The organism is Amycolatopsis bartoniae (genome assembly GCF_014191255.1).
GTDB classification, from domain to species: Bacteria; Actinomycetota; Actinomycetes; order Mycobacteriales; family Pseudonocardiaceae; genus Amycolatopsis_E; species Amycolatopsis_E bartoniae.
Window position 1 is genome coordinate 2,243,360 of record NZ_JACHWH010000001.1, and the last position, 19,510, is coordinate 2,262,869.

Annotated in this window: 18 protein-coding genes; 12 read left to right on the forward strand and 6 right to left on the reverse strand. The window is 70.1% G+C overall.

Annotation, left to right across the window (positions count from 1 at the left end):
• The first annotated feature begins 51 nt into the window (after positions 1-51).
• From FHX82_RS10560 to FHX82_RS10575, 4 genes are all read left to right on the forward strand, one after another.
• A complete protein-coding gene (locus FHX82_RS10560) occupies positions 52-1,494 on the forward strand; it encodes an alpha,alpha-trehalose-phosphate synthase (UDP-forming) (protein WP_145937563.1) in 1,443 nt (480 codons plus the stop codon).
• A 50-nt stretch (positions 1,495-1,544) separates the two neighbouring features.
• A complete protein-coding gene (gene otsB, locus FHX82_RS10565; protein WP_145937564.1) occupies positions 1,545-4,097 on the forward strand; it encodes a trehalose-phosphatase in 2,553 nt (850 codons plus the stop codon).
• A gap of 61 nt (positions 4,098-4,158) precedes the next feature.
• Positions 4,159-4,722 carry a Uma2 family endonuclease gene (locus FHX82_RS10570; protein WP_183176546.1) on the forward strand — a complete coding sequence of 188 codons (564 nt, stop codon included), beginning with the start codon at positions 4,159-4,161 and terminating at the stop codon, positions 4,720-4,722.
• Between the two features lie 105 nt (positions 4,723-4,827).
• Positions 4,828-5,424, forward strand: a complete 597-nt coding sequence (locus tag FHX82_RS10575; RefSeq protein WP_145937566.1) for a Uma2 family endonuclease — start codon at positions 4,828-4,830, stop codon at positions 5,422-5,424.
• On the opposite strand, the gene radA is transcribed toward FHX82_RS10575, so the two are convergent.
• Positions 5,421-6,779 (reverse strand): DNA repair protein RadA, encoded by a 1,359-nt coding sequence (gene radA / locus FHX82_RS10580; protein ID WP_183176547.1) that lies wholly within the window; start codon positions 6,777-6,779, stop codon positions 5,421-5,423. The two genes, FHX82_RS10575 and radA, sit on opposite strands and share 4 nt — an antisense overlap.
• 33 nt (positions 6,780-6,812) lie before the next feature.
• A complete protein-coding gene (locus FHX82_RS10585; protein WP_145935745.1) occupies positions 6,813-7,508 on the reverse strand; it encodes a hypothetical protein in 696 nt (231 codons plus the stop codon).
• Between the two features lie 277 nt (positions 7,509-7,785).
• Here FHX82_RS10585 and FHX82_RS10590 point away from each other — a divergent pair, with 277 nt between their 5' ends.
• The 7 genes from FHX82_RS10590 (at position 7,786) to FHX82_RS10620 (ending at position 14,183) form a co-directional block, all read left to right on the forward strand.
• Positions 7,786-8,277: a CarD family transcriptional regulator gene (locus tag FHX82_RS10590; RefSeq protein WP_144586914.1), complete on the forward strand. Its 492-nt coding sequence runs from the start codon at positions 7,786-7,788 to the stop codon at positions 8,275-8,277.
• A gap of 38 nt (positions 8,278-8,315) precedes the next feature.
• Positions 8,316-8,957 carry an IspD/TarI family cytidylyltransferase gene (locus tag FHX82_RS10595; protein ID WP_145935746.1) on the forward strand — a complete coding sequence of 214 codons (642 nt, stop codon included), beginning with the start codon at positions 8,316-8,318 and terminating at the stop codon, positions 8,955-8,957.
• On the forward strand, positions 8,954-9,421 hold the full coding sequence (ispF, locus tag FHX82_RS10600; protein ID WP_145935747.1) for a 2-C-methyl-D-erythritol 2,4-cyclodiphosphate synthase: 468 nt from the start codon (positions 8,954-8,956) through the stop codon (positions 9,419-9,421). The genes FHX82_RS10595 and ispF overlap by 4 nt, the downstream gene beginning before the upstream one ends.
• 46 nt (positions 9,422-9,467) lie before the next feature.
• Positions 9,468-10,154 (forward strand): HAD family hydrolase, encoded by a 687-nt coding sequence (locus FHX82_RS10605; protein ID WP_145935748.1) that lies wholly within the window; start codon positions 9,468-9,470, stop codon positions 10,152-10,154.
• Positions 10,155-10,188: 34 nt separating this feature from the next.
• Positions 10,189-11,580, forward strand: a complete 1,392-nt coding sequence (cysS, locus tag FHX82_RS10610) for a cysteine--tRNA ligase (protein WP_145935749.1) — start codon at positions 10,189-10,191, stop codon at positions 11,578-11,580.
• Positions 11,581-11,586: 6 nt separating this feature from the next.
• On the forward strand, positions 11,587-12,543 hold the full coding sequence (rlmB, locus tag FHX82_RS10615; RefSeq protein WP_145935750.1) for a 23S rRNA (guanosine(2251)-2'-O)-methyltransferase RlmB: 957 nt from the start codon (positions 11,587-11,589) through the stop codon (positions 12,541-12,543).
• 206 nt (positions 12,544-12,749) lie between these two features.
• The gene (locus tag FHX82_RS10620; RefSeq protein WP_145935751.1) at positions 12,750-14,183 is read left to right on the forward strand and encodes an MBOAT family O-acyltransferase; all 1,434 of its coding nucleotides are present in this window, start codon (positions 12,750-12,752) and stop codon (positions 14,181-14,183) included.
• Positions 14,184-14,331: 148 nt separating this feature from the next.
• Here the strand turns inward: FHX82_RS10620 and FHX82_RS10625 are convergent, their stop codons facing one another.
• The 4 genes from FHX82_RS10625 to FHX82_RS10640 all read right to left on the reverse strand — a co-directional run bounded on the left by FHX82_RS10625 (position 14,332) and on the right by FHX82_RS10640 (position 18,112).
• On the reverse strand, positions 14,332-14,613 hold the full coding sequence (locus FHX82_RS10625; RefSeq protein WP_145935752.1) for a hypothetical protein: 282 nt from the start codon (positions 14,611-14,613) through the stop codon (positions 14,332-14,334).
• Positions 14,614-14,802: 189 nt separating this feature from the next.
• Positions 14,803-15,186 (reverse strand): VOC family protein, encoded by a 384-nt coding sequence (locus FHX82_RS10630; protein WP_145935753.1) that lies wholly within the window; start codon positions 15,184-15,186, stop codon positions 14,803-14,805.
• A gap of 34 nt (positions 15,187-15,220) precedes the next feature.
• Entirely contained in the window at positions 15,221-16,873 is a 1,653-nt protein-coding gene (locus FHX82_RS10635) for an APC family permease (protein WP_145935754.1), read from the reverse strand.
• Positions 16,874-17,104: 231 nt separating this feature from the next.
• Entirely contained in the window at positions 17,105-18,112 is a 1,008-nt protein-coding gene (locus FHX82_RS10640) for a coiled-coil domain-containing protein (protein ID WP_229881250.1), read from the reverse strand.
• Between the two features lie 213 nt (positions 18,113-18,325).
• Here FHX82_RS10640 and FHX82_RS10645 point away from each other — a divergent pair, with 213 nt between their 5' ends.
• Positions 18,326-19,501 carry a DUF445 domain-containing protein gene (locus tag FHX82_RS10645; RefSeq protein WP_183176596.1) on the forward strand — a complete coding sequence of 392 codons (1,176 nt, stop codon included), beginning with the start codon at positions 18,326-18,328 and terminating at the stop codon, positions 19,499-19,501.
• The last annotated feature ends 9 nt before the right edge of the window (positions 19,502-19,510 follow it).

Here is a 19,510-nt window from a genome sequence, read left to right on the forward strand (position 1 = left end):
CGAGATAGTCTTTCGTGACGCCGCGCCCGGCGAAGCAAGGGAGCACAGAGCGTGAGTGAGCAGGAGATCGGGAACGGCTCGGCGGACTTCGTCGTCGTCGCCAACCGGCTGCCCGTCGACCTCGAACGGGGTCCCGACGGCTCGCAGCGGTGGACGGCGAGCCCGGGCGGCCTGGTCTCCGCGCTGGAGCCGTTCCTCCGTTCCCGCAAGGGCGCGTGGGTCGGCTGGCCCGGCGTGCCGGGCGTCGAGGTGGACCCGTTCAGCGACGAGGGCATGGTCCTGTACCCCGTCACGCTGACCGCGGAGGACGTGCGCGACTACTACGAGGGCTTCTCGAACGCCACGCTGTGGCCGCTCTACCACGACGTCGTCGAGCGGCCGGTGTTCGACCGCGGCTGGTGGGAGAGCTACGTCAAGGTCAACCGCCGGTTCGCCGAGGCCGCGGCCCAGGTGGCGGCGGGGGGCGCGACCGTGTGGGTGCAGGACTACCAGCTGCAGCTCGTCCCGAGCATGCTCCGCGAGCTGCGGCCCGACCTGCGCATCGGCTTCTTCCTGCACATCCCGTTCCCCCCGGTCGAGCTGTTCATGCAGCTGCCGTGGCGCGCGGAGATCGTGCGCGGGCTCATCGGCGCCGACCTGGTCGGGTTCCACCGGCCGGGCGGCGCGCAGAACTTCCTGTGGCTGGCCCGCACCCTGGTCGGCCTCGAACCGAGCCGCGGCGCGGTCGGCGTCCGGTCCCGGCCCGGCATGATGCAGGTCGGCAACCGGACGGTCCGCGTCGGCGCGTTCCCGATCTCGATCGACTCCGCCGGGCTCGACAGCCTCGCCCGCTCCAAGCAGGTGGGCGAGCGCGCCGCCGAGCTCCGCCGCGACCTGGGCAACCCCCGGACGGTGCTGCTCGGCGTGGACCGGCTGGACTACACCAAGGGCATCGACCTGCGGTTGCAGGCGCTGCACGAGCTGCTCCACGAGGGCCGGGTGAAGCCGGAGGACGTGACGTTCATCCAGCTGGCCACGCCCAGTCGTGAGCGCGTCGAGCACTACCAGCGGATGCGCAGCGACATTGAGCAGATGGTGGGCCGCATCAACGGCGAGTTCTCCCGCGTCGGCCACCCGGTGGTGCACTACCTGCACCAGTCGGTGAGCCGCACCGAGCTGGCCGCGTTCTACTCCGCGGCGGACGTCATGGTCGTGACGCCGCTGCGCGATGGGATGAATCTGGTCTGCAAGGAGTACGTGGCGTGCCGGCACGATCTGGGCGGCGCGCTGGTGCTGTCCGAGTTCGCCGGCGCGGCCGCCGAGCTGACCAGCGCGTTCCTCGTCAACCCGCACGATCTCGACGGGGTGAAGAACGCCCTGGAGGCGGCCATTACGCTCGACCCTGCCGAGGGCAGGCGCCGGATGCGAGCATTGCGGCGCCAGGTCCTCACCCATGACGTTGACCGGTGGGCCAGATCGTTCCTGGAAGCGCTCGGAACCGAAACGACTTCCTGAATTCAGCCGACTTGTCGACATAAATGCTTTGAGCTCCCAGAGGAGGAGTGGTGACCGCCGAGTCCCTGCCCGCCGAGCTGCGCCGTGCGATCGTGCAGATCGCCCGCACGCCGCGACTGCTGGTCGCGTGCGACTACGACGGGACCTTGGCTCCGATCGTGACCAACCCGGACGAGGCGCGGCCCCTGCCCGAGTCCGTGGGCGCGCTGCGTTCGCTGGCCGGGCTGCACGAGACGACCACCGCGGTGATCTCCGGCCGCGCGCTGCGGGATCTGGCGACCCTGTCCCGGCTGCCGTCCGAGGTGCACCTGGTCGGCAGCCACGGGTCCGAGTTCGACATCGGCTTCGTGCACGCGCTCGACGCCGAGGCCCGCGACCTGCACCGCAGGCTGGAGGCCACGCTCGACGAGCTCGTCTCCGGCGTGCCGGGGGTGCAGCTGGAGGTCAAGCCCGCGAGCATCGCCGTGCACGTGCGGCGCGCCGAGCGGGACGCCGCGCAGCGCGTCCTCGACGACGTCCACAATGGACCGTGCACGTGGGACGGGGTGACCACCACCGACGGCAAGGAGGTCGTCGAGCTGGCCGTCGTGCAGACCGACAAGGGCCGCGCGCTCGACACCCTGCGCCACCAGGTCGGCGCCACCGCCGCGGTGTTCCTCGGTGACGACGTCACCGACGAGAAGGCGTTCGCCCGGCTGTCCGGCCCCGACCTCGGGGTGAAGGTCGGCGAGGGGGAGACGCTGGCGGCGTTCCACGTGCCCGGCACGGAGGACGTCGCGACGGTACTCGCGTTCATCCTCGAAGAGCGGCGCAACTGGCTCTACGGCGAGCAGGCGCCGCCCATCGAGCGGCTGTCGATGCTGGCCAACGAGCGTTCGGTCGCGCTGGTCACCCCGGACGCCCGGCTGACCTGGATGTGCCACCCCGGCCCCGACGCGCCCGCGGTGTTCGCGGACCTGCTCGGCGGCACCGGCGCGGGGCACTTCTCGATCCGGCCCGCACGCGGCGACTCGACGCAGCGCAACGGCAACCTGCCGCTGGGCCAGCGCTACCTGCCCAACACCATGACGGTCGAGACCCGCTGGTCGCGCCTGCTGGTGACGGACTACCTGGAGCCGGAGACGCCCTCGCACCGGACGGACCTCGTCCGGGTGATCTCGGGATCCACCGCGGCGTCGGTCGTGTTCGCGCCGCGCCCGGAGTTCGGCGCGGTCCCGGTGAGCCTCGTGCCGGAGGAGGACGGCCTGCGCGTGGTGGGCACGTCGGAGCCGATCGTGCTGCGTGCGCCGGGTGTCCAGTGGGAGATCACCAACGACGGCCTGCACGACACGGCCACGGCGACGGTGCTGCCGACGCCGGAGCAGCCGGTGGTGCTGGAGCTGCGTTGCGGCACCACCGAGCTGGGTCCGGCGGAGCTGCCCGAGCCGGAGCGGCGAGCGCACGCGGGCCGGTACTGGAGCGAGTGGGCGTCGGCGCTGAAGCTGCCGAACGTCGAGCCGGAGCTGGTGTCGCGTTCGGCGCTGACCCTGCGCGGGCTGTGCAACACGGACACCGGTGGCGTGCTGGCGGCGGCCACCACGTCGCTGCCGGAGGAGATCGGTGGCGTCCGGAACTGGGACTACCGGTACTGCTGGATCCGCGACGCGGCGATGACCGTGCGGGAGCTGGTGGGCCTGGGGTCGCTGGAGGAGGCCGACGGGTACCTCAACTGGCTGCACGGCGTGCTGTCCACGCTGGCGGGCCCGGAGCGGCTGCACCCGCTGTACACGCTTTCGGGTAACCAGCTGGGCGCGGAAGCCGTCATCGACACCCTTCCGGGGTACGCAGGCTCGCGTCCGGTGCGGGTCGGCAACCTGGCGAACCACCAGGTGCAGCTGGACGTGTTCGGCCCGGTGGTGGAGTTGGTGTGCGCGCTGGCCGAGGTGCGCGGCGAGCTGCGGGACCAGGACTGGCAGATGGTGCGCGCGATGGCCGAGGCCGTGACGCGGCGCTGGTCGGAGGCCGACCACGGCATCTGGGAGGAGCGGCACGTGCCGCGCCACCGGGTGTACTCGCGGGTCATGTGCTGGGTGACGATCGACCGCGCGATCAAGCTGGGCGAGGTGTACGAGCGCGAAATCCCGGCGGGCTGGCACGAGCTGCGGGAGGCCATCGCGCGGGACGTGCTGGAGAACGGCTGGAACGACGAGGTCCAGGCGTTCACCACGGCGTACGACGGCACCGATCTGGATGCGGCCTCGCTGTTCGTGGGGCTGTCGGGCCTGATCGACCCGTCGGACGAGCGGTTCCAGTCCACGGTGACGGCGATCGAGGCCGAGCTGCGCAGCGGGTCGACGGTGTACCGCTACCGCCGGGACGACGGCCTGCCGGGCGGCGAGGGCGGGTTCCACCTGTGCGCGGCTTGGCTGATCGAGGCGTACCTGCTGACGGGCCGCCGCACGGAGGCGGAGGAACTGTTCGAGCAGATGGTCGACGCGGCCGGCCCGACGGGCCTGCTGCCGGAGCAGTACGACCCGATCGCGGAGCGCTCGCTGGGCAACCACCCGCAGGCGTACTCGCACATCGGCCTCATCCGCTGCGCGAAGCTCCTGGCGGGTCAGTAGGAGCCCGGTATAGTCATTGACAACCGTCCGGTCCGGGAGGTGTGAGTTGACTGCGGAAGCCGTGATCGATCACCCTCTCGGCCCCAATACGGTGGACGACTGGCTGGCGGCCGAGCCGCCCGCTGACGGGTCCCACCTGGAACTGATCCTGGGGTACCTGCACGTGGCGCCACCTCCATCCGGCTCGCACCAGCACGCCGCGTTCGAACTGGCCGTTCTCCTGCGGAACGCCATCCGTGTCGCGAAACGGCATGATCTGCACGTGCTGCCCGCGGTCGGTGTCCGGATCAGCAGCTACTTCCGCACCGCGCTGATCCCCGATGTCGTCGTGGTCGACGTGGACGTGCACCACGTGAGCTTTGCGCCCGAGAACGTCCTTCTGGCCGTCGAGGTGTGGTCGCCCGGCAACACGCGTGCCGAGCGCGAGACCAAAATGGCCGCCTACGCGGCCGCGGGTGTTCCCCACGTGTGGATCGTCGAAGCGCCGCGCGGCGAGCCCGTGAAGTTCTGGGGTTACCGTCTCGGGGAGACCGAATACCGCCAGGAGATCTACGCGGGCAACGGCGAGACCATCACCGCTCCGGGGCCGGTTCCTGTCGAGGTCGACACCTCCGCCCTCACCTAGCGCGGTCGGTCGCGTCCGCGTGACCAGCCTCTTTCGCCCTGGTGATTCGCTGTGAGCCGGTAAACTCACACCAGGGCGTAAGGCCGGAGGCCAGGGAGGCGCAGCATGACCGCTCAGCTCGCGTACGACGCTCAGCTCGCGTTCAAGCACCCGCTCGGTCCTGCCACGGTCGAGGACTGGCTGGCAGCGGACACCCCTGTCGACGGTTCACGCCTCGAACTGATCCTGGGGTACTTCGCGATGACTCCGCCTCCCACGTCCGGTCACCAGCGGCTGTCCTTCCGGCTGGCCCGGATCGTCGACGATGCGCTTCGAGCTGCCGGCACGGCTGCGCTGGAAGTGTTGCCTGCGGTCGGCGTGCGGATCAGCACACCGTTCCGCACCGCGCTCATCCCGGACCTCGTTGTGGCCAAGGTCGGTGACAGTCGTCCGGCCTTCGAGCCCGGCGACGTGCTCCTCGCCGTGGAGGTCTGGTCGCCGGGCAACGGCAAGGGCGAGCGCGAGACCAAGATGGCCTCCTACGCCCAAGCCGGGATCCCGTACCTCTGGCTCGTCGAAACTCCCGACGGCAAGCCGGTCGCCTTCCGTGGCTACCGGCTCGAAGACGCCAAGTACGTGGAAGTGATCAGGGCCGACAACGGCGAGACCATCACCGCCCCCGGCCCGGTTCCCGTCGAGATCGACACCTCCGCACTGCCCTAGGCCTTCATCGCCGCGTTCAGTGCGTCCGCCACGTTCGCCACCTCCAGCACCCGGATGCCGTCCGGCAGCTTGCCCGGGTCCGGCGGCACGATCGCGTGCGTGAAGCCCATCCGCGCCGCCTCCGCGAGCCTGCGGCCCACCCCCGTGACCCGCCGGATCTCCCCCGCCAGCCCGACCTCCCCCAGCGACACCAGCCGCGGCGACAGGGCCACGTCCTGCACCGACGAGGCGATCGCCAGCACCACCGCCAGATCCACCGCCGGCTCGGTGACCTTCATCCCACCGACCGTCGCCGTGTAGACGTCCTGCTCCCCGAACCGCACGCCGCCGCGCTTCTCCAGCACTGCGAGCACCATGCCGACCCGCGCGGAGTCCAGCCCGCTCACCGCGCGCCTCGGCTGCGGCAGGCTCGACTTGGACACCAGCGCCTGCACCTCGCACAGCAACGGCCGCTTGCCCTCCACCGTCACCGTGATGGCCGTGCCCGGCACGGCGTCCTCGTGCCGGTTCAGGAACAGCCCCGACGGGTCCGGCACCCCGACGATCCCGTCGTCGCGCAGCTCGAAGCAGCCGATCTCGTCCGCGGGCCCGAACCGGTTCTTCACGCCCCGCACGAGCCGCAGCGTCGAATGCCTGTCGCCCTCGAAGTGCAGCACCACGTCCACCAGGTGCTCCAGCACCCGCGGCCCGGCGACCGACCCGTCCTTGGTCACGTGCCCGACCAGCACGATCGGCAGCCCGCGCTCCTTCGCGAGCGCCACCAGCCCCGCCGTGACCGCCCGTACCTGCGTGACCCCGCCGGGCGCGCCCTCGACCTGCGGCGACGCCATGGTCTGCACCGAGTCGACGATCAGCACGCCAGGATCGACGGCGTCCACGTGCCCCAGGATCGCCGACAGGTCGCTCTCGGCGGCCAGGAACATGCGCTCGTGCAGGTTCCCCGTCCGCTCGGCCCGCAGCCGGACCTGCCCGGCGGACTCCTCACCCGTCACGTACAGCGCGGGCTTGGCCGCCGTCACCGCCCACTGGTAGACCACTTCGAGCAGCAACGTCGACTTGCCGACCCCGGGCTCCCCCGCCAGCAGCACCACCGCGCCGGGCACGAGCCCGCCGCCGAGCACCCTGTCCAGCTCCGGCACGCCGGTGGCGCGCGCCCGCGCCGATTCGAGGTCGACCTGCCCGATGGGGCGGGCGGGCGCGCTGGGCGCGCCGGCCGCCACCCTGGCTATCGCCGGCCTGGCGTCACCACGCTCTTCGAGCGTGCCCCACGCCTGGCACTCCGGGCAGCGGCCCACCCATTTCGCGGCCTCGTAGCCGCACTCCCCACAGCGGTAGCTGATGCCCTTCTTGACCACACCTGCGGACGTTAGCGGGCACCACCGACAGTCTCAGTGACCCTCGCCGGTCTGCGTCGGCTGCGGCTGGCAGCTCAGCACCTGGGTGGGCGCCGCGATGGGCAGCTGGACCGTGATCGGCCCGGCGTTTCGGAAGACGAACGTGACGGGCGTGGTCTGCCCCGGCCACACGACGGTCTTGATGCCCTGCAGCTCGATCGTGGCGTGCCCGATGGTGCCCGCCTGCCCGACCGGCGTCGGGCTGGTCGAGGAGGACGAAGCCGAGGACGACGGCGACGAGGAGGCGGACGAGGAGGGCGACGCCGACGACGTCGGGGAAGCCGAGGAGCTCGGCGTGGTGCCCTGCGCGATGGCGCCGGACTCGGCCGCGGAGCCCTTGCCGATCACGAGGGTGCTGCCGCCGACGATGACCTTCTGGCCCTGGATGGTGGCGCCCGTCGCGTTCGGCGAGGTGACGGAGAGCAGCTCGTCGTCCTGGCCGCTGGCGTTGGCGATGGTCAGCGTGAGCGGGGCGGTGGAGCCCGGCGCGTACGCCTGCTCGCACTTGTCGGTGTTCTCGAGACCGGCGTTCCGCAGCGAGATCGGCCCGGCCTGCGCCAGCGCGCCGTTGACCGCGGGCAGCATGGTGTCCGTCTGGGTGATCTGTCCGGCACCGCACCCGGCCAGCGCCAGTGCGGCACCGAGGCCCAGCACGCCCGAGGTGAGCACACGACGTTTCTGCAGCCTCACGGTCTTCAGTCCCTCCTAGAGCCCGCGCATTACCACTGCGGAGCCTAGCCCGGGCGCTTCCACCCGGCAGAACCCGGTGGGCGCTGCGTCGTGCGAACCGTCCACAGTGGATCCGTGATCAACCGGTGGACCACCTGCATGAGCACGCCGAAAGGAGATTTGTCAACCCCCCGGGGAACCCCTTCCAGGCCCCTGACCTGCGAGGACGATCTCGGCCCGCTAGGTGGCCCCCCTCGCCGCGTGCTAAGATGGAAACAGCGAAAGGGGCAGAGGACACATGGTTTTCAAGGTCGGAGAGACCGTCGTCTACCCGCACCACGGTGCCGCACTCATCGAAGCCATCGAAACCCGTGTGATCAAGGGCGAGGAAAGGCAGTACCTCGTCCTCAAGGTCGCGCAGGGGGATCTGACGGTGCGCGTTCCCGCCGACAACGCCGAGATCGTCGGCGTGCGGGATGTCGTCGGCCAGGACGGGCTGAACCGCGTTTTCGACGTGCTGCGTGCTCCCCACACCGAAGAGCCCACGAACTGGTCTCGGCGGTACAAGGCCAACCTGGAGAAGCTCGCGTCGGGTGACGTGAACAAGGTGGCCGAAGTGGTGCGCGACCTCTGGCGGCGAGAGAAGGACCGGGGCCTTTCCGCTGGTGAGAAGCGGATGCTGGCCAAGGCGCGGCAGATCCTGGTGAGCGAACTGGCCCTGGCCGAGGGCACCGACGAGGGCAAGGCGGAGACCCTCCTCGACGAGGTGCTGGAGACAGCGGCGGTCTAGCCGGCACCGGGCGCACCGAGGGTCTGTGGAAGCAGCTCATGAGTACGGCTGCGCTCGTCATCGCCGACGCCGAGGGCTTGGACGTCGTCGTTCAGGGGAAAACGCTGCTGGCGCACGCCTTGCGGGGCGTGGAGGCCGCCGGTTGCGTGGATTTCCTGGTCGTCGCCGTTCCAGCGAACCGCCTCGGCAGTTATGAACCGATCGTGCAGGCAAGGCCCGGTACCGGAGAACGGTGCCGGGTCCTGTCGTGCGACGGCACCCGCGCCGAATCGATCCGGCAGGCGTTCGAAAGCCTGTCCGATACGGCGTTCGACGTCATCCTGCTCTGTGACGCGGCACGCGCGTTCGTGCCGCCCGGAACCGTCACCGCGGTCGTCGACGCGGTCCGCGCGGGTGCGCCTGCCGCCGTTCCGGTGCTCCCGGTCACCGACACCGTCAAGCTCGTCGACTCCTCCGGCGTGATCATCGCCACGGAGGATCGCAGCAGGTTGCGCACTGTTCAGGCGCCGTTCGCCTGCACGCCGTCCGTGCTTCGCGAGGCGTGCGCGCGGGGCCTGGATCTGCTGACGGAGCTTCCCGGTACGGTCCGCACGGTCGCGGGCCACCAGAACGCGATCCGGCTCACGACGGAGTTCGACGTGAGCGTGGCGGAGGCACTGCTGAACGAGGAGCGCGCGTGAGGGTCGGGACCGGAGTGGACGTCCATCCGATCGAGGTGGGCCGCGAGTGCTGGATCGCGGGCCTGCTCTGGGAAGGCGTCGACGGCTGTGCCGGGCACTCCGACGGCGACGTGGCGGCCCACGCGCTGTGCGACGCGATGCTCTCCGCCGCCGGGCTCGGGGACCTCGGCGCGGTGTTCGGCACCGGCGACCCGCGGTGGGCCGGCGTGCACGGCCCGGAGTTCGTCGCCGAGGTGCGGCAGCGCGTCGAAGCCGCGGGCTGGCGCCTGGCGAACGCATCGGTGCAGGTCATCGGCAACGCGCCGCGCGTCGGTAAGCGCCGCGAGGAGGCGCAGGACGTGCTGGGCAAGGCGGCGGGCGGCCCCGTCAGCGTCAGCGGCACCACCACCGACGGGCTCGGGCTCACCGGCCGCGGCGAGGGCATCGCCGCCGTGGCCACCGCGCTGTTGCTGGCCGCCGAGTAGATCACAAGTCCTGCCGCCGCCCACGGGTCGCCGTTACGCTTCGAGCGTGGCTATCCGGGCGGTAATGTTCGACTTCTCCGGCACCCTGTTCCGGCTGGAACAGAACGAGACGTGGCTGTCCCACCTCACCGACTCCGACGGCGACCCGCTCGACCTCGAAGCCCAGGCCGAGCTGATGCGCCGGATGACCGCTCCCACCGGGCAGGTCGTGCAGCTGTCCGAGGAGTACCAGCACGCGTGGGAGAACCGGGACCTCGACCCGGCGCTGCACGAGAAGATCTACCTCGAAGTGCTGCGCAAGTCCGGCGTCTCGCGCGTCGAGCAGGCCAAGGCCCTCTACAGCCGGCTCGTCGATCCCAGTGAGTGGACGCCGTACCCGGACACCGAGACCGCGCTGAAGGACACCGCGGCCAAGGGCGCGAAGGTCGGGGTGCTCAGCAACATCGCGTTCGACATCCGGCCCGCGTTCGCCGCCCGCGGTCTCGACCAGTACGTCGACCAGTTCGTGCTGTCGTTCGAGGAGGGCGTGATCAAGCCCGATCCGGAGATCTTCCGGATCCTGCTCGACCGGCTCGGCGTCGCGCCCGAGGAGGCCCTCATGGTCGGCGACAGCGAGGAAGCCGACGGCGGCGCCCGTGCGCTGGGGTGCGCGTTCGCACTGGTCGACCCGCTGCCCACAAGCGAGCGGACGGACGCCCTGGTCACCGCTTTGCGCGAGCACGGGGTGCTCTAGCACACGCCACGGGGACGGCCCGTACCATTTCGGGGTGGCCTTACACCTCTTCGACACCGCGACCAGGAACGTGCGGGAGTTCCACCCCGCCCGTAGTGGGACGGCGTCCGTGTACGTGTGTGGGGCCACGGTGCAGGGCGTTCCGCACATCGGGCACGTCCGCGGCGCGCTGAACTACGACGTGTTGCGCCGCTGGCTCGTCCACAGTGGACTGGACGTGCTGTTCGTGCGCAACGTCACCGACATCGACGACAAGATCCTCACCAAGGCCGCGGACAACGATCGCCCCTGGTGGGAGTGGGCCTTCACGCACGAGCGCGCGTTCGAGGACGCGTACACCCGGCTCGGCTGCCTGCCGCCCTCGATCGCGCCGCGCGCGACCGGGCACGTCACGCAGATGGTGGAGCTGATGCAGCGGCTCATCGACAGCGGGCACGCGTACGCGGCGGGCGGCGACGTGTACTTCGCCGTCAGCACCTTCCCGGGCTACGGGGAGCTGTCGCGGCAGAAGCTCGACGAGGTCCAGCAGGGCGAGTCGCTCGGCGAGGGCAAGCGCGACCCGCGCGACTTCACGCTGTGGAAGAGCGCCAAGCCCGGTGAGCCGTCGTGGCCGACGCCGTGGGGTGCCGGTCGCCCCGGCTGGCACCTGGAGTGCTCGGCGATGGCGACGACGTACCTGGGCGCGGAGTTCGACATCCACGGCGGCGGCGTCGACCTGGTGTTCCCACACCACGAGAACGAGCGGGCCCAGTCGAACGCGGCCGGTGACCCGTTCGCGCGGTACTGGCTGCACAACGCGTGGGTGACGATGTCGGGCGAGAAGATGTCCAAGTCGCTCGGCAACACCGTGTCCATCGAGGCGATGCTCGGCAACTACCGCGCCGTGGAGCTGCGGTACTACCTGGTGCAGCCGCACTACCGCTCGACGATCGAGTACTCCGACGGCGCGCTGTCCGAGGCGGCGCAGGGGTACCGGCGGATCGAGCAGTTCCTGCGCCGGGCCGCGGGGCGGCTCGGCGTCGTACCGCCGGGCGAGCTGGCGCCGGAGTTCACCGCGGCGATGGACGACGACCTGTCCACGCCCGCCGCGGTCGCCGCCGTGCACAACACCGTCCGCGAGGGCAACGCCGCGCTCGACGGCGGGAACGACGAAGCCACGCGAGTGGCGGCGGGCTCGGTGCGGGCGATGATGGGCGTGCTGGGGCTGGACCCGCTGGCGCCCGAATGGGCCGAGAGCGCCAGCACCGAGACACCGTCGCGGCAGGCGTTGAGCGACCTTGTCGAAGGGATGCTCGCCGAGCGCCAGGAAGCCCGCGCCACGCGCGACTTCGCCCGCGCGGACGCGGTGCGGGATCGCTTGCTCAGGGCCGGAATCTCGGTCGAAGACACACCGGATGGTCCTATGTGGACCGTTAAGGACGCGTAGGAAGTCATGGCAGGGAACTCGAAGCGCCGGGGTGCGATCCGCAATCCCGGTTCGAAGAAGGGCGCCGTCAAGGGGTCCGGCGGGCAGCGCCGCAAGGGGCTGGAGGGCAAGGGCCCGACGCCGCGGGCGGAGATGCGGCCGGGCCACCCGGCGCAGCGACGCGCGGTCGCGGCGGCGAAGGCCGAGCGGTCCCGCGAGAAGAAGGCCGAGGGGCCGGAGATCATCGCCGGGCGCAACCCGGTGGTGGAGGCGCTGCGGGCCGGTGTGCCGGGCACCACGCTGTTCGTCGCGTTGAACATCGAGGCCGACGACAGGGTGAACGAGGCCGTGCGGCTGGCCGCGGACAAGGGCATCTCGATCCTGGAGATCCCGCGCGAGGAACTGGACCGCAAGACCAACCGGGCGGTGCACCAGGGGCTGGGCCTGCAGGTCCCGCCGTTCGAGTACACCCACCCGGACGACCTGCTGGCCACTGCCCGCGATTCGGGTGAGCCGCCGCTGCTGGTGGCGCTGGACGGCGTGACGGACCCGCGGAACCTGGGCGCGGTGGTGCGTTCGGCGGCGGCGTTCGGGGCGCACGGGGTGCTGCTGCCGGGCCGGCGCAGTGCCGGGATGACGGCGGTGGCGTGGCGCACGAGTGCGGGCACGGCGGCGCGGATGCCGATCGCGGTGGCCACGAACCTGACGCGCCAGCTGAAGGCGTGGGCCGACGAGGGGCTGATGATCGCGGGCCTCGACGCGGACGGTTCCGTGGACATCGACTCGATGGACCTCGCCACCGACCCGCTGGTGATCGTGCTCGGCTCCGAGGGCCGCGGCCTGTCCCGGCTGGTGCGGGAGACGTGCGACGTCACGGTGTCGATCCCGATGGCAGCCGGGGTGGAGTCGCTGAACGCCTCCGTGGCGGCGGCCGTGCTACTGGCGGAAGTGGCCCGCCGACGCCGCATCGCGGGCCGGGTGTAGCGGGCGGTCCTCGTCGCCGGCAGCCGTGCTCCTGACCGCCTCGGTTTCCGGCGCTCGTGCTCCCGGCGGCAGCCGGTGTGGACGCTCGGGCGCCCGACCGAGAGGGCGTCTGGCGGGGCCGGTGCGGGACGCGGGCTTTCACCTCGGCGCGGCGGACCCGTCGGTTAAGGTCAGCAGGCTGATCTCGATGGGGGGCTCGCGCACCGATGTCGTTCGTCTCGCCGCTGTTCCTGTGGTACTTCATGCCGGCGTTGCTGCTCGCCGTGCTGGTGCTGCCGCGGAGCTGGCGCAACGGCATCATCGCGGTGGCGAGCCTGGTTTTCTACGCGAGCGGCGCGGGCGCGTTCACGCTGCTCCTGCTCGCGTGCATGGTGGTGAACTACTTCGTCGGCACCGCGCTGGAACCCCATGACTGGGACAGGCGCGGCCCGCTGCGCAAGCGGCTGCTGATCGGCGTGATCTGCTTCGACGTGGCGATGCTGGTGGTCTGGAAGTACGCCGGGTTCGCGACGCAGCAGTTCGACTTCCTGGCGCGGCTGTGCGGCGGCGACTTCCCCGTGGTGCACCTCGCGCTGCCGATCGGGATCTCGTTCTTCACCTTCCACCACATCTCGTACGTCGTCGACATCTACCGCGGGGAGCGGCGGGCGCTGCGCAACCCGGTGTCGTTCGTCACGTACATCGCGATGTTCCCGCAGCTGGTGGCCGGTCCGATCGTGCGGTACCGGGAGATCGCGGACCAGCTGCCGCAGCAGCGTTCGCACCGGCTGGACGACATCGCGGCGGGCTTCCCGCGGTTCGCGCTGGGACTGTGCAAGAAGACGATCATCGCGGACTCGCTGAACCCGATGGTCGAGGCGTGCTTCTCGACGTCGCCGGACAACATGACTTTCGGCGTCGCGTGGCTGGGCGCCGTCGGGTACACGCTGCAGCTGTTCTTCGACTTCTCCGGTTACTCGGACATGGCGATCGGGCTGGGGCGGATGCTCGGGTTCCGGCTGCCGGAGAACTTCGCGCGCCCGTACTCGTCGGTCACGGTGACGGAGTTCTGGCGGCGGTGGCACATGTCGCTGTCACGCTGGTTCCGCGACTACGTGTACATCTCCCTCGGCGGCAACCGTCATGGCGCGGCGAAGACGTACCGGAACCTGTGCATCGTGTTCGTGCTGACGGGTTTCTGGCACGGCGCGAACTGGACGTTCCTGGTGTGGGGCTGCTACCACGGCGCGCTGCTGATCATCGAGCGCGCGTTCGGCTGGGACACGACGCCCGCCGACCGGCGGCCGCGCGTGGGTCGCCGGGTGCTGACGCTGGTGCTGGTGGTGTTCGGCTGGGTGTTCTTCCGTGCGCCGGACCTGCACCAGGCGCTGACGATGGTGGGGCACATGTTCCTGCCGGACTTCTCGGGCCTGACCGACGTCGTCTCGGCGGCTCTCACCAACCAGCGGCTGGTGATCCTGCTGCTCGCACTGCTGGTGGTGCTCCTGCCGGCGCACCCGGTGACCGGCCCGCTGCTCGAATCGTCCCGCACCCGCCCGGCGACGACCCTGCGCCTGGGCGTGATGACGGTGGGCCTGCTGTACGCGACGATCCTGGTCGCGAACGGGACCTTCAGCCCGTTCCTGTACTACCAGTTCTGACAGCGGGTTCGCCGGGGCGGGGTGCGGTTTGGCGTTGAAGACGGCGTAGTCACCAGCGTCCTGATTGGATAGGGAAAGGCACCGCATTTCCGCGAATCGATAGCCAGGCTTTGATGTCGCTTAGTTCTCCCCCGTTCCTGCGATGGCGTCATTCCTGTAGGTTCCAGCCGTACTCGTCGGCGAAATCCGCCACGCAGGTGGAACAGAGCCAGTAGTAAGCGGTGCCCCTCGTCGTGGTGTATCCCTCGGTCAGCGCGTCGCGATGCTCCAGCGCGGCGTCTAAGGGGACCAACTTGGTGAAGCAGAAGACGCAGTGGTCGTGTTCCCAGCCGGGGCGCGGAGGTCCGTATGCCGTTCGCACCAAGGTCGTGCCCGGCGGGAGGAACTCCTCCTGTGCCATGCGTCGCCAGTCGTCGGCCGCTGCGTTCACGTGGTCGATGCTAGGCGCTTACGCTCGCCGCGTCGCGTCATCGCCTCGCGCACCTACCGCATCCAGGGGCTTCCGGCGGCGAACATCCCGTCCTAACTCCGACAGCTTCCAGATGACGCTCAAGGCCAACCCGAAGGGCGAGTTGTTCCTCATCACGTCCTCGCCGTGCGTCTGGCCCGACGGGACGCCTTAGACCTCCGGCAAGCGCTTGCGCAGCAGGCAGAACTCGTTGCCCTCCGGGTCTGCCAGGACGTGCCAGCTCTCCTCGCCCGTCTGGCCCACGTCGGCGGGGACCGCGCCCGCCGCGAGTAGGCGGGTCAGCTCCGCCTCCTGGTCGCGGTCCGTCGGGTTGACGTCGAGGTGCAGGGGCAGCTTGCCGGGCCTCGGTGACTGCACGGGGCTGAGAACCAGCGTCGGTTGCGGGCCACCGAAACCGGCACCCGGCGGGCCGATCTCGATGCTTCCGTCGTCCTCGCGGCCGATCTCCACGTAGCCCAGCACCTCGCACCAGAACGCCGCCAGGCGCTCGGGGTCTCGGGCGTCGAGGACGAGTTCACTGATGCGGCAGGCCATGCGGGGAACCTACCCCGCACGGCCCGCCCGCACCTCAGATCCTCTCCGGCACCAGCTCTTCGGTCTCCCGCTCGATCGCGGCCCGCACCTTGTCGCCGCTCACCGCCAGGCTGACCGCCCAGTAGAAGATCACCAGGCTGAACACGATGACCGCCAGCAGGTCCCACCACTCCGGCAGGGCCTTGAGCTCCCCGGTGTCGCCGTAGCGGCCCAGCCAGTCGATCAGCACCATGCCGGCGAGCCAGACCGGCACCCACGCCACGGCCTTCCAGTCCACCGGCAGCCGGTCGGCGGGCTTCGTCGTGGCGCGCGCGATCAGGAACAACACGAAGCCCACCACGATCGCGACCATGATCTTCCACGTGGTGTCGAAGCCGGTCCAGTAGATGATCAGGTTCGCCGCCGCGAAACCGGCCGGCGCGAGCACGTTGCCCGCCGGCGCGCGGTACGGCCGCGCCCGCTCCGGGTCGCGCTTGCGCAGCGCGATCATCGACACCGGCGCGAACGCGTACATCAGCGCCGTCGCCGACGTGATCACCTCGACCAGGTCCTGCCAGCTCGGGAACGGCAGGAACATGATCTCGCCGACCACGAACGACAGCACGATCGACCACACCGGCACGCCTCGCACGCTCAGCTTGCCCAGCTGCTTCGGCAGCGCCCGCTCCTTGCCCATCGCGTACGAGATCCGCGACGACGTGCCGAGGTACAGCAGCCCGGTGCCCGCCGGGGAGACGAACGCGTCCGCGTACAGGATGTACGCCAGCCAGCCCGCGCCGGCGAGCGTCGCCAGCGTCGCGTACGGGCCGAACGAGCCCTGCGTGATCGGGTTGTCCCAGTTCTTCACGATCGACGCCGGGTCGAGCGCGCCGATGAACGCGATCTCCAGCAGCAGGTAGACGATCGTGCCGATGACCATCGCCGTGATGATCGCGCGCGAGATGTCCTTCTGCGGGTTGCGCGACTCGCCACCCAGCTGCACGGCCTGCTCGAAGCCCTGCAACGCGAACACGACACCGACCGGCAGCGCGGCGAACACGCCGTGCGCACCGCTCGGCGCGAACCCGCCGCCCGCACTGAAGTTGCCCGGGTGGAACCGCAGCGACAGCAGCACGACGACCGTCAGCACCGGCACCGCGACCTTCCAGATCACCGTGGCCGTGTTGCTCTCCGACAGCAGCTTCACGCCGACCAGGTTGATCACCGTGAACACCAGCATCAGCACCGTCGCCCAGGCGAACCCGCTGGCGGTCAACGTCTCCGAGCCGCCGGAGTGCAGCAGGTTCAGGTGCTGCTTGACCCACGTGATGTTGTCCAGGTACTGCAGGCTCGCCTCGACCTCGACCGGCGCCAGCGCGACCGCCTGCAGCCACGCCACCCAGCCGCCCGCGAACCCGCCCAGCACGCCATACGCCAGCGCCGGAAACCGGGCCGTGCCGCCCGCCATCGGGTACGCGGCGCCCAGCTCGGCGTGAACCAACGCGAGGGTCGCCATGATCACGGCGGTGAGGATCCACGACAGCAGCGACGCGGGGCCGGCGACCTTCGCCGCCTTCAGCGCCCCGAGCAGCCAGCCGGATCCGATGATCGACCCCAGCGAGACGAACATCAGACCGTAGAAACCGACCGATCTGTGCAGCTGTCGCGTGCCGGAGCCCGACGTCGCCGATTGGACCCGTTCAGCCATCAAACGCCTCGATCCTGAAATCGCCCGGATTTTGTCCGTGTGCATTCACGACGGATGATGATGGCGAACTCTACGGGATCGGGGAACAGCGCAACTGTTACGGGTGAGTTTCGGTCCGCTGAACCGGGCTTATGGTGAATAAGGGACATTTCCAGGTCAACGGGGTCTTCCGGACAACGAAAAGCCGCCTTCCCGCGGTGCGGAAAGGCGGCTTGGGGACGGAATGGAATGTCAGGCCGAAACCTTGGGAGAATCCTCCGCGGGCACGAGTGCCTGCAGCGCCTCCTGCAACGCGGAATGCGTCGCGGTGAGCCGGTCGGTGACCTCGCGCTTGAATTCGAAAGCCTGGGTCCGGTTGTGCTCGGCCTCGGCCAGCTGGCGCTCGGCGTCCGCGACCAGCGTCGCGGCCCGCTCCTCGGCCGCCCGGGTCTGCTCGGCCAGCCGCTGGTCGGTGTCGGCGACCTTCGCGGCCAGCGACTCCTCGGTCTCGTTGACCTTCCTGGTCAGCGACTCCTCGGTTTCGCGGACCTTCTTGGCCAGCGACTCCTCGGTGGTCGAGACCTTCGTGGCGAGCTTCTCCTCGGCGTCGGCGGTCTTGGCCGCCAGCTCCTCCTCGGCCTTGCGCTCGGCTTCGGCCCGGCGCTGTTCCGCCTCGGCGTCGAGCCGGTTGCGCTCGGCCTCGGCCTCGGCGTCGAGCCGCGCGATCTCGGCGCGGGCGCTCTCGATCAGGTCCTCGTGCTCGGCCTTGAGCTTCGCCGTCAGCGCCTGGTACTCCGCTTCGAGCTCGTTACGGCGCTCCGCGATCTCGGCCTCCCGCTCGGCGACCCACTTGTCGGTGGCCTTGCGGGTGTCGTTGTCGTACTTCTCGGCCTCGGCGCGGATCTGCTCGGCCTGCCCCTCGGCCTGCTGACGCAGCTCGGCGATCTCCTCCTCGGCCAGCTGCATCATCGAGCGGACGCGCTCGGTCATGGTGGCGGCGCTGTTGGGGTCGCTGGCCATGCGGGACAGGGCGGCCTTGGCCTCGGCCAGCTCCTGTTGCGCGTAGCTGAGCGCCTTGGTCAGCTCGGAGACCGACGAAACGGCGTCGTCACGGGCCTGGGAGAGCTCCTTCATCTCCGCCGAGAGCTGGTTGAGCTTCTCGTCGACGGGGACGCGGTCGTAGCCGCGGAAGACCAGCGGGAAGTGGGGGTTACCGACGGACGGCTCCGTCGACTGGATCGGGGACTGGGCTGGTGGCATGCGGGCGACCTTAGTAGCTCCGGTCGCCGGATTCCATACCGCCATTAGAACGCTTCACTCTGGGTTGAACGGGGGTTCACCGGCAACCGACCAGGGCAGCGGTCCCACGGCCATCACCCGTTACCGTTCCCGGCGGGAGTCGCGGAGGTGGAACGGGTGGACCTGCAGGGGATCGTCGCAGATCTGGGGCGGCACTGGCCGGTCTACGTCACCATGCCGTTCGTCGCCGCGTTGATCGGCTACGTCACCAAGCGGGTCGCGATCGAGATGATGTTCCGGCCGCTGGAGTTCGTCGGCATCCCCCCGTTCCTGGGCTGGCAGGGCGTGCTGCCGGCGAACGCCGAGCGGATGGCCGTCACCGCGACGCAGATGCTCACGCGCAACCTCGTCGACCCGAAGGAGATCTTCGCGCGTCTGGACCCGGACGAGATCGCGCACGAGATCGAGGTCCCGCTGCTGGAGGTCGTCGAGGACGTCACGCGCGAGGTGATGGAGCAGTACCAGCCGCGGCTGTGGGAGGCGCTGCCCGACGGCGCCCGCCGGCTGCTGCTCAACCGCGTGCGCACGGAGTCGCCGAAGGTGATCGCGAAGATCCTGCGCGAGCTCGCCCACGACATCGAGGAGGTGCTGGACCTCGAACACCTCGTGGTCACCAATCTCGTGCGCGACAAGGCACTGCTCAACCGGCTGATCCGTGACATCTCGCGGCCGGAGCTGCGGTTCATCGCGCGGTCGGGGCTGGTGTTCGGGTTCGCGCTGGGCATCGTGCAGCTGGTGGTGTGGGCGCTGACGAAGTCGTCGGTGGTGCTGCCGGTGTTCGGCCTCGCCATCGGCTGGTTCACCGACTGGCTCGCCCTGAAGATGATCTTCCTGCCACGGGAGCCGCGGGAGTTCTTCGGCCTCTACACCTGGCAGGGCGTGTTCCAGAAGCGGCGCGACCAGGTGGCCGCCGACTACGGCGACATGATCGCTCGGGAGATCATCACGATTCCGAACCTGCTGGAGGAGGTGCTGCGCGGGCCGCGGTCGGACCGGCTGTTCCACCTGGTCACGCGGGAGGTGCAGCGCACCATCGACGCGCAGGCGGGCTTCGTGAAGCCGCTCGTCGCGTTCGCCGTCGGCAGCAGGCGGTTCCAGGAGATGAAGCAGGCGGCGGCCACGAAGGCGGCCGAGCGCGTGCCGGACACGATCCGGTACGCCGAGGATTACGCGACCAACGCACTCGATGTGCGGAACACGATCGTGGACCGGATGCGGCGGCTGTCGCCGGTGCAGTTCGAGGGGCTGCTGCGCCCGGCCTTCCGGCAGGACGAGTGGAAGCTCATCGCGGTCGGCGCGGTGATCGGCGGCCTGGTGGGTGAGCTGCAGGTCATGGTCCTGCTGCACTAACCTTCCAGT

Excerpts from the sequence above, each read along its gene's own strand:
- FHX82_RS10575 (WP_145937566.1), top strand. The coding sequence starts at position 4,828 with ATGACCGCTCAGCTCGCGTACGACGCTCAGCTCGCGTTCAAGCACCCG.
- FHX82_RS10590 (WP_144586914.1), top strand. The coding sequence starts at position 7,786 with ATGGTTTTCAAGGTCGGAGAGACCGTCGTCTACCCGCACCACGGTGCC.
- FHX82_RS10595 (WP_145935746.1), top strand. The coding sequence starts at position 8,316 with ATGAGTACGGCTGCGCTCGTCATCGCCGACGCCGAGGGCTTGGACGTC.
- rlmB (WP_145935750.1), top strand. The coding sequence starts at position 11,587 with ATGGCAGGGAACTCGAAGCGCCGGGGTGCGATCCGCAATCCCGGTTCG.
- FHX82_RS10620 (WP_145935751.1), top strand. The coding sequence starts at position 12,750 with ATGTCGTTCGTCTCGCCGCTGTTCCTGTGGTACTTCATGCCGGCGTTG.
- FHX82_RS10630 (WP_145935753.1), bottom strand. The coding sequence starts at position 15,186 with ATGGCCTGCCGCATCAGTGAACTCGTCCTCGACGCCCGAGACCCCGAG.
- FHX82_RS10635 (WP_145935754.1), bottom strand. The coding sequence starts at position 16,873 with ATGGCTGAACGGGTCCAATCGGCGACGTCGGGCTCCGGCACGCGACAG.
- FHX82_RS10640 (WP_229881250.1), bottom strand. The coding sequence starts at position 18,112 with ATGCCACCAGCCCAGTCCCCGATCCAGTCGACGGAGCCGTCCGTCGGT.
- FHX82_RS10645 (WP_183176596.1), top strand. The coding sequence starts at position 18,326 with ATGCCGTTCGTCGCCGCGTTGATCGGCTACGTCACCAAGCGGGTCGCG.